Consider the following 12948-nt stretch of genomic DNA (forward strand, 5'->3'; position numbering starts at 1 on the left):
CCGAAGGGGCTGAGGGGTCCCGGAGGCGAACCGGGCCTCCAAGAAGGTGCGAAAACCCTCCGTCATTCCGGTGGCGGAGGGTTTTTCGCGCCCGTAGGTTGGTACGCATGATCGAGCTCGAGGGCCTGACGAAACGGTTCGGAACGAAGACGGCGGTGGACCATCTCTCCTTCCAGGTCCGGCCTGGCGTGGTGACCGGCTTCCTGGGACCCAACGGTGCCGGCAAGTCGACCACCATGCGCATGATGCTGGACCTGGACAACCCGACCAGCGGATCGGTCCGGATCGACGGCAAGCACTACCGCGAGCTCCAGGAACCGCTGAAGTACATCGGGGCGCTGCTCGACGCGAAGGCGATGCACGGCGGCCGGTCGGCGTACAACAACCTGCTGTGCCTCGCGCAGTCCAACCGCATTCCGTCGAGCCGCGTCGGCGAGGTGCTCGACCTGGTCGGTCTGACGCAGGTCGCGAAGAAGAAGTCGAAGGGCTTCTCGCTCGGCATGGGGCAGCGGCTGGGAATCGCCTCGGCGCTTCTCGGTGATCCCGAGATCCTGATGTTCGACGAACCCGTCAATGGTCTGGACCCCGAGGGAATTCACTGGATCCGCAATCTGATGAAGGCGCTGGCCGCCGAAGGCCGGACGATCTTCGTTTCCAGCCATCTGATGAGTGAAATGGCCCTGACAGCCGATCATCTGATCGTGATCGGTCAGGGAAAGCTGCTGGCAGACACATCGATGGCCGATTTCATCCACCAGAATTCGCGCAGCTACGTACGCCTGCGCTCGCCGCAGCAGGAACAGCTCCGCGACGTCCTGCGGGCCAACGGTTTCACCGCCGTGGAGGCCGGCGGCGGCGCCCTCGAGGTGGACGGCGCGACGACGGAGAAGCTGGGTGAACTGGCCGCGGAGAACCGGCTCGTCCTGCACGAGCTGAGTGCCCAGCGCGCCTCCCTGGAGGAGGCGTTCATGCAGATGACGGCCGGCGCCGTGGAGTACCACGCGCACGGCACGGACGTACACGGCGCGGCCGCGCCCGACGCCGCCGGTCCCCGCTGGGGCGACACCACCAAGGGAGCCTGAACGATGGCAGCGGTATCCGCGGTCCTCCAGTCGGAGTGGACCAAGATCCGTACGGTCTCTTCGACGATCTGGACGCTGGCCAGCGCGCTGCTGGTGACCGTGGCGATGAGCGCGGCGCTGTGCGCCCTGCTGGCGTCCACCTTCGACGACCTCTCGGAGGCCGAGCAGGCCACCTTCGACCCGACCTTCGTCAGCTTCTCCGGACTGGTGCTCGGTCAGCTGGCGATGGTCGTCTTCGGTGTGCTGGTGGTCGGCACCGAGTACTCCTCGGGGATGATCCGCACCTCGCTGGCGGCCGTCCCGCAGCGCGCGACCTTCCTCTTCAGCAAGATCGCGGTGGCCGGCGCGCTGGCCCTGCTGGTCGGCATGGCCACCAGCTTCCTCTCCTTCTTCCTGGGCCAGGCGCTGCTCGGCGAGCACCGCACCACCATCGGCGCGGACAACGTGCTGCGGGCGGTGGTGGGCGGCGGCCTCTACATGGGGCTGATCGCACTGTTCTCGATGGGCGTGGCGGCGATGCTGCGCTCCTCGATGCTGTCGCTCGGCATCCTGGTGCCGTTCTTCTTCCTCGTCTCGCAGATCCTCTCCGCGGTCCCGAAGGCCAAGGAGGTCGCGCTCTACTTCCCGGACCAGGCCGGCTCGAAGATCATGCAGGTCGTGCCGGACGCGATGAACTCCGAGGAGGCCCCGTACGGCCCCTGGGGCGGACTGGGCATCATGCTGATCTGGGTGGCCGCGGCGCTGCTCGGCGGCTACCTCGTCCTGAAGAAGCGGGACGCCTGAGGGGACGGGGGGCTGGTAGCGGGGGCGCCTGGCAGCGGAGGGCTCGTGGGGTGCGGGTCTTGGGGTGGGCCGGTCTTGGGTGGCTTCTGGTGGTTGGCCGCCCTCTCTCCGAGTGTGGCGGGTTACGGCGCCGCTTCAAGGGCGCTCCTCGTTCCTCGTCGCGTCGCTGCGCGATGACCTTCGGCCACCCTTGACCCGTCGCCTCCACCCGCCTTTTCACACTCGGAGGGCGGCCCGGGGAAGGGGCATCCGCTCCGGGGCCCGGTGGGCCCCGGGCGCCGTCGGCGGCCATCGGCTTTCGGGGTGGCTTCTCGCACCCATTGAATGGGGCGGTCGGGCATGGCTTAGCGGGTGCTGCTCGATTCCTGGCTGGGATTCATGCCCCGCTGGTCACTCTCCGGTGGGGGTGAAGCCGGATCCGAGAGCCCTTGGAGAAGTCGACGCCTCAAGCCGGCAGCCATCGAGTCCGGTGTCGACCCTCGCCGGCGAGTAAGACTCCCGAATGACGCTAGCGCGTACATTACCTGCGGTAACCCGGACGGGATAAGGGACTTCACAGGCATATCGGACTCTCGGGCGGCTTAATGTACGCCGTAGCGTCATTGCACGGTCGATCCCGGGTCGGCGAGGGGGCTGGTGGGGCGGATGGGATCCGTACGGCCCGCCGCCCCGCGCGACCGGTACCCCCCGGCCCGAACTGGCGATGACGGCTCCGGATTCGGATTCACCCACCACCGGGAATGACCAGCGGGGCATGAATCCCAGCCAGGAATCGAGTGCCATCCGCTAAGCCCTGCTCAGCCGCCCCATTCAATGGATGCGGGAAGCCACCCCAAGGCCGACGGCCGCCGACGGCACCCGGGCCCCACCGGGCCCCGGAGCGGATGCCCCTCCCCGGGCCGCCCTCCGAGTGTGAAAAGGCAGCCGGGACCGGGCGGTCAAGGGTGGCCGCCAGGCCATCGCGCAGCGACGCGACGAGGAACGAGGAGCGCCCTTGAGGGCACGGACCCGGCTGCCACACTCGGAGAGAGGGCGGCCAACCACCAGAACAATCGGAGCCCATCGACCCCAGGACCCCAAAACCCGCACCCCCCAAGCCCCCTCCCCCGGAACCCCCTCCCCCGGGACCCCCTCCCCCTCCCCCCGCCGCCCTCATCCCGCCGCGGACGGATCGCGCGGCACCGGCACCGCGTCGGACCCAGGCAGGACGTCGGGGGGCGTGCCCTCGTCGGCGAGGACCTCGTCGAAGCCGTCCCATCCGCGCCAGTCCCACACGTCGACGGCCGGGTCCGCGTGGAGCGGAGTGAAGCGGCCGCGCTCGAAGTCGTCGCCGTCCAGGTCGAACCACCGCTCGTCGACGACCTCCGTGCCGAGGCCGACCGTCCGCGCGGTCAGCCGGACGAGGAGCTTCACCCCGACCGAGTCGCTCAGGTCCTTGCCCTGGATGTGCCGGAAGGGCAGGGCGTCCGCGGGCGCGTCCAGCGGGATCCACACGGTGAACGGCGCGCCCCGTTCGACCGCGAGCCAGGACCGTTCGTCGGCCGGCTCGCCCTTCTCGTCGAGGACCTTGAGCCACTTCTTGTAGATGACCAGGCTGCCGTCGTGCGGCGACCGCTCCAGGTAGCGCAGATGGGCGCGGGCGCGCAGGTCGACCACGGTGAGGTTGTCCAGGTAGTTGTAGAAGCGGACGGCGATGATGGCGTCGTCGCTGGCCGCGTGCTCCCGCGAGTAGCCGGGGAAGTCGGCGGCCCACGCGTGGGAGATGCTGGCCCTCCGGCGCCAGACGAACGGCCGCAGCGCGAAGAGCTTGATCATGACGACGCCGAGCACCACGGCCGGGGCGAGCGCGCCGGTCACCGAGGCGACCGAGGCCAGCACCTGGTGGGTCAGGTTCCCGTCTTGCGGGCTGAGGTTGTCCGTCCCGACGCAGGCGCGCAGCGCCTCCAGCGAGGTGCTGACCACCTTCTCGACGTCGCCGAACCGGTCGGCCAGCGGGACCGGCGACGACTCGGTGAGGGTCCAGACGACCGCGATGACCGTCGAGAGCGCCATCAGGGCGCCGAGGGTCATGGCCATCAGGACGTGAACCGCGCGCCCGGCGATCCACCACCGCACGGACGTACGACGTCTCGGATGCGGACGGGTACGCCGTCTCCAGTTTCGCGTGAACCGCAACTCCACTTCCCCCCAAGTGAATTGATACCGCTGGTCGCATTCTGCCCGAGCGGAGGTGTGTCCGGTATACGCCGGGTCGGCCGTCCCGTACGCTCTCCCGGAACGGTCCGGCGCACCCTGCACAGCCCGTCGACCGCACGACCCCGAAGGGCCCATCCGATGAACCGCAGCCTGGCAGCCCTCGGCCTGGACGATGTCGCCGCCGAGCGTCCCCTCGTCTATCCCGGACGCCCCGCGACCCAGCCCTCCCTGCTCGCCCAGGACGAGCTGCTGCCCCTGGACGTACGCCCCGCCCGGCTGGGCGCCTGGCGGTCCGAGCAGGGCGGCACTCTCGACGACGTCCTCGTGGCGCACGGCCAGACCCCGGTCGGCCGCCGCCATCCGGTCATCGCGGTGGGCTCCAACGCCTCGCCGGGCCAGGTGCGGCACAAGCTGCTCCGGCTGGGCCTGCCCGTGTTCGTCCCGATGGTCCCGGTGCGCGTCGAGGGGATCGGCGTCGGCTGTTCCGGCCACATCAGTCCCGCGGGATACGTGGCGGCCACACCGGTCGTCGCCCCGGGGACCACCACCACCCTGGTGGTCACCTGGCTCGACGGGCGCCAGCTCAAGGCGGTCGACGACACCGAGTTCCCCGACTACCGGCGCGCGATCCTGCCCGGCGAGGAGTTCGCGATGACGATGCCGTCCGGGGAGCGTCTGGGCGGCGCCTACATCTACTTCAGCGCGCACGGCACGCTCGCCCCCGCCGGCGGGCGGCCCCTGCCGGGCGGCGGCGACCAGGCGACGATCCTGTCCGGGCTGCTCGGCCGCTCCCCCCGCCTCCACGAGCTGCTGGGCCCGGACCCCGAGGCGTGGGTGGAGCGGGCGGGCGGGGACACCGGGACGCGGGCCCGTGGCACGACCCTCTTCGGCGAGGAGGGGTGGGTGCTGCCGCCGGACGACTTCGTGCCGTACCTCGACGAGTCGGACACCCTGCGCCGGTACGACGACCTGCCGCCGCTGCCGGGCTCCCTGCCGTCCGGGACCGGGACCGGCTGAGCCGGTCCGGCCGTCCCGGGCGCCCCCCGGGGCGTCCGGCCATTCCTCCGCCTTGGCCGGAACCGTCAACGGCTCGATAAGCTCCTAGCTCATACGGGGGGCTCCGGCCGATGGCCACGGCCCCGACGACGACCTGACCTGTCGATGGGGCTGGAGAATGATCGAGGCAGTCGGCCTGACGAAGCGCTACGGCGCCAAGACGGCCGTGTACAACCTTTCCTTCCAAGTACGGCCGGGGACCGTCACCGGCTTCCTCGGACCCAACGGCTCCGGCAAGTCGACGACGATGCGCATGATCCTCGGCCTCGACCGGCCGACTTCCGGCCACGTCACGATCGGCGGGCACCCCTTCCGGCAGCTGCCGAACGCGCCCCGCCAGGTCGGCGCGCTGCTCGACGCCAAGGCCGTGCACGGCGGGCGCAGCGCGCGCAGTCACCTGCTCTCGCTCGCCCAGCTCGCCGGCATCCCGGCGCAGCGGGTCGACGAGGTGCTCGGGGTCGTGGGCCTCCAGGAGGTCGCCAAGCGCCGCTCCAAGGGCTTCTCGCTCGGCATGGGGCAGCGCCTGGGCATCGCGGCGGCGCTCCTCGGCGACCCGCAGGTGCTGCTCTTCGACGAGCCGGTCAACGGCCTCGACCCCGAGGGCATCCTCTGGGTGCGCAACCTGATGAAGAAGCTGGCCTCCGAGGGCCGGACGGTCTTCGTGTCCAGTCACCTCATGAGCGAGATGGCGCTGACCGCCGACCACCTGATCGTGATCGGGCGGGGCCAGCTGCTCGCGGACATGAGCGTCACGGACTTCATCTCGGCGAACTCGGCCGACTTCGCGCGTGTCCGGACGCCGCAGACCGAGCCGCAGCAGCGGGAGAAGCTGACCACCGCCCTCACCGAGGCCGGCGGGCAGGTGATGTCCGAGCCGGACGGGGCGCTGCGGGTGACCGGGCTCGCCCTGCCGCGGATCAGCGACGTGGCGCACGAGGCGGACGTGCGGCTCTGGGAGCTGTCGCCGCACCAGGCGTCGCTGGAGGAGGCGTACATGCGGATGACGCAGGGCGCCGTGGACTACCGCTCCACCGAGGACCAGCTGGCGCACCTCCAGCAGCCCCAGCCGCAGCAGTTCCCGCACGCCCCGCAGCAGCAGCCGGGGTACGTGATGCCCGAGGTGCCGCAGCAGGGCTGGTACGCCCCGCCGCCGCCCGGACAGAACCCGTACGCGACGCAGAGCGAGCCCGCCCCGAAGCCCGAGGACCCCCGATGACGACCCCCTACTCCTACGTGTCCCCCATCCCGGTCCGCAAGGCGCACCTCGGTGACGCGCTCGCCTCGGAGTGGACCAAGATCCGCTCGGTGCGCTCGACGATGTGGACGCTCGGCGTCATGGTGCTGCTGATGCTCGGCATCGGGCTCGGCGTCGCCGCGCTGGTGGCCGCCAACGCCCCCGAGACCCAGAACGAGTCCGCGCTCGGCCTCGGCTTCTTCGGCATGCTGCCGGGCTCGATCTGCGTGATCACCCTCGGCGTGCTGACCATCGCCTCCGAGTACGGCACCGGCATGATCCGTACGACGCTGACCGCGTGCCCGAGCCGGGCCCGGGTGCTGACCGCCAAGGCGATCGTCTTCTTCCTGCTCGTCTTCACCCTGACCACGGTCGTCGCGGCGCTCACCGGCGCGATCCAGGTCGCGATGGTCAGCGCCGCCGAGCCGACGGGCGCGGAGTGGCTGCGGGCGACCGTGGGCGCCGGCCTCTACCTGGCGCTGCTCGGTCTGCTCTCGCTGGCGCTCGGGTCGATCATCCGGCACTCGGCCGGTGCGATCACCGTGATGATCGGCGTGCTGCTGCTGCCGCTGGTGGCCGCCATGTTCATGTTCTCGGAGTCGCTGAAGTCGGTGCAGGAGGCGCTCCTGATGTACGCGATCCCCTCGCAGATGATCGCGCTCTACAGCGAGACCCCCGCCTTCAACGGCGAGGGTCCGGCCGGCTGGGAGCCGGTCCTGGTGCTGGCGGCCGTCACGGCCGCGGCGATGGGCGGCGCGTACGCCCTGCTGAACAGCCGGGACGTCTGACGCCGGCCCGGTCCGCTCGTCAGTAGCGCGGCGCGTTACGGGACCGCTGCACCCGCGAGGTGCGGCGGTCCTTCGCGTTCCAGCAGGCCTTGTGCCAGTGCCGCCGGTCCTCCACTCCCCCGTACTCGGGCCAGGCCACCACGTGCGGGGCTCCCCCGGGGATCTCCTGGTCGCAGCCGGGGCAGCGGTAGCGCTTGCCGGGCGCGCTCGCACCGGCCACGTGCCGGACGCACCACTCCTCGCCCTGCCAGGACTCCGTGCGCTGCGAACCCCCGTACCGGTCGCCCGCATCACCCTGGGGATCGGGCTTCTCGCCGCCCTGGGGGCGGTTGCGACGCGGCGACACTCTCTTCACCTCACGGGGTCGGGGAACGCGGGGAGCACAGACGGTTCCGTCCAGCCTACGGGCCGCGACGCGGTGCCCCGCCCGCCCTCAGGAGCGGGTTAGCGGAAAATCGCAAGAACTTCATGAAGAGCCGTTGCCTTTGGCACGTGTCAGACGTTGTTGCCGGTGTGGAGGGGGAGAAACGCGTCGGCCGCAAGGAGGCAGAAGGCGATGCGCGTGGGTACGTTTGTTCTGGCCGCCCAGTTCCCGGGGCAGGGCCAGGGGGAGGCACTGCACCGTGCGGTGCGGACCGCCGAGGTCGCCGAGGAGGCGGGACTCGACTCGGTCTGGCTGGCCGAGCACCATTTCGTTCCGTACGGCGTCTGCCCGTCGGCCGTGACCCTGGCGGCGCTGCTGCTGGGCCGCACGCGCCGGGTCCGGGTGGGCACGGCGGTGAGCGTCCTGCCGAGCGTCCATCCGGTCGCGCTCGGCGAGCAGGCCGCCCTGCTGCACCTCACCTCCGGAGGACGGTTCACCCTCGGGGTGGGCCGCGGAGGTCCGTGGGTCGACCTGGAGGTCTTCGGTGCGGGCCTGGAGGCGTACGACCAGGGCTTCCCCGAGTCGCTCGACCTGCTGCTGCGCTGGCTGAGCGAACCCCGGGTGGGTGCGGACGGCGAGCGGTTCTCCTTCCGCGAGGTGGCCGTGGTGCCCCGTCCGGACGAGCTGATCGGCGGGGACGCGGCACCCGAGGTGGTCGTCGCCTGCACCTCCCTGAGGAGCGTCCGGCTCGCCGCCGAACGCGGGCTGCCGATGCTGCTCGGGATGCACTGCGGCGACGAGGAGAAGGCCGACATGGTCGCCGCGTGGCGGCGCTGCGCGCGTGAGGCCGGGCGCGACCCGGACGAGATCGCGCGGATCGGCGCCGGGCACGTCTCGGCGGGCGTCGCCCAGCTCGCGGACCGCGGCGCGGACGCCGCCGAGGCGCTGGTGAAGGCGATGCCCGGCTGGCTGAAGCAGGGGCTCGACGCCCATGTGACCGTCGACGGCCGGCACCGGTCGATGCGCGATCCGGTGGCCTACACGGAACTGCTGTGCGGACTGCACCCCGTGGGCACGCCGCGACGCGCCGCGGACCGGCTCGCGGCGACGTCGGAGCGTACGGGCATCACGCGCTTCGCGCTGCTCGCCGAGGGCTCGGGCGACCTCGCCGCCACCGAGGAGAACGTCCGGCGGCTGGGTGCCGAGGTGCTGCCCCTGCTCGTCTGAGGCGAAGGGAGTCATGGAAGTCCGAGGGTGTCGGGCACCGGGGGATGCTGCCGCTCCGGTGTCTCTCGCATCGTTCGTGTCTCCCGCGATGCGGAGCGGCAGCACCGTGCCTCAGCAGTCGCGGAGTTCCGGCGACTGGTTGAGCAGCTGGCCCCGCACGGAGGTGAAGCGGGCCAGCCGCTCGTCAACCGCCGGGTCCAGCGGGAACACCGCCACACGGTGGCAGTTCTGGAAGGCAAGACGCACCCCGAAGTGCCGCTGCAGCGCACCACGGATCGCGTCGCTCGCCAGTGCACGCAACAGCTGACCACGTGCCTGCTCGTTCGGCGGCGGCGTCTGGTTGTCGGCGAACTCTCCACCGTCGACCTTCAGCTGGGCCACCAGAGAACTGATCATCTCCCATGCGTAGGGCAGGGAGGTCCGGACGCAGTCGACGAAGTCGGCTTCGTCGACCTCGCCTCGCTCGGCCTGTTCCAACAGCGCCGGTGAGACGTCGAGCGACATGGGTTCTCCTCTCGCGACCCCGACGGGCGGGGTCTTACGGGCAGGGATGAAGGACCCCCCGTACGACACGCTGCGTGCACGGACGGCGACCTCCTGCTTCCACGTTAAGCGCGCGGTCCGAAGCACACCAGGAGATTGGGAACACAACCGGCCAATAACCGACGGGCGCGGGACGGGTGTTAACAGCCGAATCGCGCGGAAGAGCGTGCGTCTTGTAGCGTTGCCGACCATGCGTCTCGTCATCGCCCGCTGCTCCGTGGACTACGCGGGCCGGCTCACGGCCCACCTGCCCTCCGCTCCCCGTCTGATCCTGGTCAAGGCAGACGGAAGCGTCTCCATCCACGCGGACGACCGGGCGTACAAACCGCTCAACTGGATGTCCCCGCCGTGCACGCTGAAGGAGGGCGTCGACGGCGAGGCCGGCATCTGGACCGTGGTGAACAAAGCGGGCGAGAAACTGATCATCACGATGGAGGAGATCCTCCACGACTCCTCGCACGAACTGGGCGTGGACCCGGGCCTCATCAAGGACGGCGTGGAAGCGCACCTCCAGGAGCTGCTCGCCGACCGCATCGAGACACTCGGCGAGGGCCACACCCTGATCCGCCGCGAGTACCCCACGGCGATCGGACCGGTGGACATCCTGTGCCGTGACGCCGACGGCGGGACGGTCGCGGTGGAGATCAAGCGCCGCGGCGAGATCGACGGCGTGGAGCAGCTGACCCGGTACCTGGAGCTGCTGAACCGCGATCCCCACCTCGCGCCGGTGAAGGGCGTCTTCGCGGCGCAGGAGATCAAGCCCCAGGCCCGGGTGCTCGCGACCGACCGCGGCATCGACTGCGTGGTGCTCGACTACGACGCGATGCGCGGCATCGAGGACGACAAGCTGCGGCTGTTCTAGGTCCTTGCCGGGCGATCTTCCCGGCTCCACGACGACGGCCCCGGACGCGTTGCACGCGTCCGGGGCCGTCGTCGTACGGGGGCCGTCAGGCCGGGGTGCCCTCGGGGGCGGTGGAGACGGGCGGACCGCTGCTGAGCGTGGCCGAGGCCGAGTTGCTCGGGTTCTCGGTGGTAGTCGCCGTGTCGGTCGGCGTCGGCTGCGTGGTCGGCGGGGTCGTCGGAGGAGTCGTCGGCGGGGTGGTCGGGGGCCGGGTCGTCGGGGGCCGGGTCGTCGGCGTCGTCGTCGGACGCGGGCTGGTCGGCGCCGTGCTGGGCGCTCCCTTGGTCGGGCCGCCGGGGCTCGTGGAGCCGGCCGGGGACGACGGGGTCGCCGCCGTGCCGCTCGCGCCGGGCGAGGCGGATCCGGAGGCGCCGGGCGAGGGGGACTCCGACGGGCCGTCCGCCGGGCTGTCGTCCGCCGGCACGTCCACGTCCAGACCGTCGTCGCCCTCGTCGGCCGTGCTGTCGGAGGTGACCCGGCCGGTGCCGGGGTCGTCGGTGCTGCCGGAGGTGGCGCCGATGATGACCACGGTGCCGAGCACGGCGGCGAGGAGAGCGCCGGTGCTGACGGCGACGACGTTGCGGCGGGCGCCGGCGATCACGCCCCAGCGACCGCCGGACCGGCGCTTCTCGTCGCCGTCGGTGACGGCGGCGTGGGTGAGCACGGTCGGACCCTGGTCCCCGAAGCCGGGGAAGGCCGGGACCGGCTTCGTGACGGCCTTGGCCGGGCCGGCGGGCAGGGCCGCGGGGATGCCGCGGGGCGGGGACACGGGTCCCTCGCGCCGGGTGGCGGTCGTCTCCTCCTCCCCGTGGCCCGGTCCCGCGGTGCGGTCCGCGACCAGGGCGAGCGCCCGGCGGCCGGCGACGGTGCCGCGCTTGTCCGCCAGGACGCCGCGCATGCCGACCGAGGCCTCCAGTTCGGCGCGGGCTCGCTCCAGGTTTCCGGAGCAGAGCGCCAGGACGCCCAACTCGTGGTGGAAGTAAGCCTCTTCGGCGACCTCGCCGGCGAGCCGGGCGGCCTCCTGGCCGCTGCGCAGCGTCCGCTCCCACGCGCCCCAGTGCAGCCCGGCGGCGAAGGCGGGGGCCGCGCTGCGGGCGAGGAGGACGGCGGTGGCGGGGTGCTCGGGGTCGGTGCCCGGGACGAGCGCGCCCAGGGCCGCCAGGAGGGCGTCCGACTCGGCGGCGGCCCGTGTGGGCGTGACGGAGGGGTGCCCGGCCCACCAGGTGTAGTGCTGGGCCACGGTGTGGGCCCGGTCGGCCGTGTCCTCGCCGTACCCCTGGGCGAGGAGCTGGGTCTGGACCCCCGCGGCGAGGCGGTAGCGGGTGCCGGCCGGGGAGAGCAGTCCGCAGCCCATGAGCTCGCCGAGGGCGGCGTCGGCGTGGGTGTCGCCGACGAGGGCGGGGAGGTGGGCCTGGTGCGGCACCTCGCCGCCGAGGGCGACGGCGAACCTCAGGGTCTCCTGCGCGGAGCGGCTGAGGCGGGAGGCGAGCAGGGCGGCGGGGGCCGCGCCCTCGCCGAGGCTGGGCAGCGGTATCTCGCGCAGCTCGACCTCGTCGGCGTCGATGACGGCGTCGAGGTCGTCCAGGTCGTCGTCGTCTTCGTCGGTGGCCCGGCTCGTGCCGGCGGCCGGTCCGAAGGCGTCGTCGAGCGCCCCGAAGGCGTCGAACTCGACCGGCGTGACCCGCAGTTGGTCGCGCTGCCGGAGCAGCGCGCCCGCCTGGACGAAGCGCAGCGGCAGCCCTTCGGACTCGAACCAGAGGTCACCCGCCCAGTTGGCCTCGTCCTCGGTGAGGGACCGGCCGACGGAGCTCTCCAGGAGTTCGAGGGCGGCGGCCCGGCCGAGACCGGCGAGCGGGACCTCCTCGACGTGCGCCGCGGGCGAGGGGCTGGCGACGTCGGGGGTGGCACCGAACAGGAACGCGCATTCGGGGGCCGCGGTGAGCAGCTCGTCGAGGGTGGCGCCGCCGAACTCCAGGTCGTCCACGACGACGACGGCGCCGATGCCGGCGACCCGGTCGAGCAGGGTGGGGCGGTCGGGGCGCTGGTCCGGCGCGTACTCGACCGCGGCGAGGAGCTCGTACAGCAGCTCGGTGGGGGTGCGGTGCAGGCCGGAGAGCCGGACGACGCCGTCGGGCGCGAGGTCGGCGCAGTCGGCCGCGACGCTGTCGAGGAGGGTGGTGCGGCCGGAGCCGGCGGGGCCGGTCAGCCGCGCGGAGCGGCCCCGGGACAGGAGCTGGACCAGCTGGTCGCGCTGCTCCTGCCGTTCGAGCATCGGGAGCGGCACCGCGGCGGGGCCCGGCAGTACGGGCGGGCCGGCGGCACGGGTCGCCTCGACGCGCTCCTCGCCGGTGCGGCGGCGGAACGGCCCGGGCTGCTCGCCGGGTGGGCAGGCCTCGATCTCGCTGCCGTCGACCGGGTTGACGGTCAGCAGCAGGTCGCCGGAGACGAGCCGGGTGGTACGCGCCCGGGTGGGTGCGGAAGGTCCGCGTTCGGGCAGCAGCCCGCCGCGGGTCTCGCGGGTGTCGTCACCCTCGTTGTCGTGGCCGAACTCTTCCGGCCCCCGGTTCATCGGGTCCATGATCCAAGCCCCCAAAAGCGGTGCGCGCCGAAGCCCCTCCCGGCCGATCTGCACGCTCGCCGTCGCTTCTGGTCCGGTGCCCGCCGGGTGGGTTCGTCAATGGGCAGGCGAGCCGAACCCTAGACCGTCTTCCGCCATCCGGGAACAGGCGGGGTACCGCCCCGCCCCAGACGTCACGGTCTTGTGAGGATTGAGG

At 72.1% G+C, this 12948-nt stretch carries 11 protein-coding genes; 7 read left to right on the forward strand and 4 right to left on the reverse strand.

Annotated elements, in window-relative coordinates; all coding sequences use genetic code 11:
• Positions 1–107: 107 nt before the first annotated feature.
• Both ACE1OA_RS10890 and ACE1OA_RS10895 read left to right on the forward strand, forming a co-directional pair.
• Positions 108–1082 (forward strand): ABC transporter ATP-binding protein, encoded by a 975-nt coding sequence (locus tag ACE1OA_RS10890; RefSeq protein ID WP_356779501.1) that lies wholly within the window; start codon positions 108–110, stop codon positions 1080–1082.
• Positions 1083–1085: 3 nt separating this feature from the next.
• On the forward strand, positions 1086–1865 hold the full coding sequence (locus tag ACE1OA_RS10895; RefSeq protein ID WP_356607699.1) for an ABC transporter permease: 780 nt from the start codon (positions 1086–1088) through the stop codon (positions 1863–1865).
• A gap of 1152 nt (positions 1866–3017) precedes the next feature.
• On the opposite strand, the gene ACE1OA_RS10900 is transcribed toward ACE1OA_RS10895, so the two are convergent.
• Positions 3018–3941: a hypothetical protein gene (locus ACE1OA_RS10900; RefSeq protein ID WP_356607702.1), complete on the reverse strand. Its 924-nt coding sequence runs from the start codon at positions 3939–3941 to the stop codon at positions 3018–3020.
• 258 nt (positions 3942–4199) lie between these two features.
• Here ACE1OA_RS10900 and ACE1OA_RS10905 point away from each other — a divergent pair, with 258 nt between their 5' ends.
• The 3 genes from ACE1OA_RS10905 to ACE1OA_RS10915 all read left to right on the forward strand — a co-directional run bounded on the left by ACE1OA_RS10905 (position 4200) and on the right by ACE1OA_RS10915 (position 7139).
• A complete protein-coding gene (locus ACE1OA_RS10905; RefSeq protein ID WP_356607704.1) occupies positions 4200–5078 on the forward strand; it encodes a hypothetical protein in 879 nt (292 codons plus the stop codon).
• Positions 5079–5235: 157 nt separating this feature from the next.
• Entirely contained in the window at positions 5236–6333 is a 1098-nt protein-coding gene (locus ACE1OA_RS10910; protein ID WP_356607706.1) for an ABC transporter ATP-binding protein, read from the forward strand.
• Positions 6330–7139: an ABC transporter permease subunit gene (locus ACE1OA_RS10915; RefSeq protein ID WP_356607708.1), complete on the forward strand. Its 810-nt coding sequence runs from the start codon at positions 6330–6332 to the stop codon at positions 7137–7139. Before ACE1OA_RS10910 ends, ACE1OA_RS10915 begins: the two co-directional genes overlap by 4 nt.
• 19 nt (positions 7140–7158) lie before the next feature.
• On the opposite strand, the gene ACE1OA_RS10920 is transcribed toward ACE1OA_RS10915, so the two are convergent.
• Positions 7159–7485 (reverse strand): ATP/GTP-binding protein, encoded by a 327-nt coding sequence (locus ACE1OA_RS10920; RefSeq protein WP_147981257.1) that lies wholly within the window; start codon positions 7483–7485, stop codon positions 7159–7161.
• Positions 7486–7695: 210 nt separating this feature from the next.
• On the opposite strand from ACE1OA_RS10920, the gene ACE1OA_RS10925 reads away from it, so the two are divergent.
• Positions 7696–8730 carry an LLM class flavin-dependent oxidoreductase gene (locus ACE1OA_RS10925; protein ID WP_356607710.1) on the forward strand — a complete coding sequence of 345 codons (1035 nt, stop codon included), beginning with the start codon at positions 7696–7698 and terminating at the stop codon, positions 8728–8730.
• Positions 8731–8841: 111 nt separating this feature from the next.
• Here the strand turns inward: ACE1OA_RS10925 and ACE1OA_RS10930 are convergent, their stop codons facing one another.
• Positions 8842–9234, reverse strand: coding sequence for an SCO5389 family protein (locus ACE1OA_RS10930; protein WP_017236120.1), 393 nt, complete (start codon positions 9232–9234; stop codon positions 8842–8844).
• Positions 9235–9463: 229 nt separating this feature from the next.
• Between ACE1OA_RS10930 and nucS the strand changes: the two genes are divergently transcribed.
• Positions 9464–10135 (forward strand): endonuclease NucS, encoded by a 672-nt coding sequence (gene nucS / locus ACE1OA_RS10935; protein WP_187282896.1) that lies wholly within the window; start codon positions 9464–9466, stop codon positions 10133–10135.
• Between the two features lie 85 nt (positions 10136–10220).
• Here nucS and ACE1OA_RS10940 read toward each other — a convergent pair whose 3' ends face one another.
• Positions 10221–12752, reverse strand: coding sequence for an ATP-binding protein (locus tag ACE1OA_RS10940; RefSeq protein WP_432752699.1), 2532 nt, complete (start codon positions 12750–12752; stop codon positions 10221–10223).
• Positions 12753–12948 lie beyond the last annotated feature (196 nt).

The organism is Streptomyces sp. JL2001 (assembly GCF_050917515.1).
Taxonomy (GTDB): domain Bacteria; phylum Actinomycetota; class Actinomycetes; order Streptomycetales; family Streptomycetaceae; genus Streptomyces.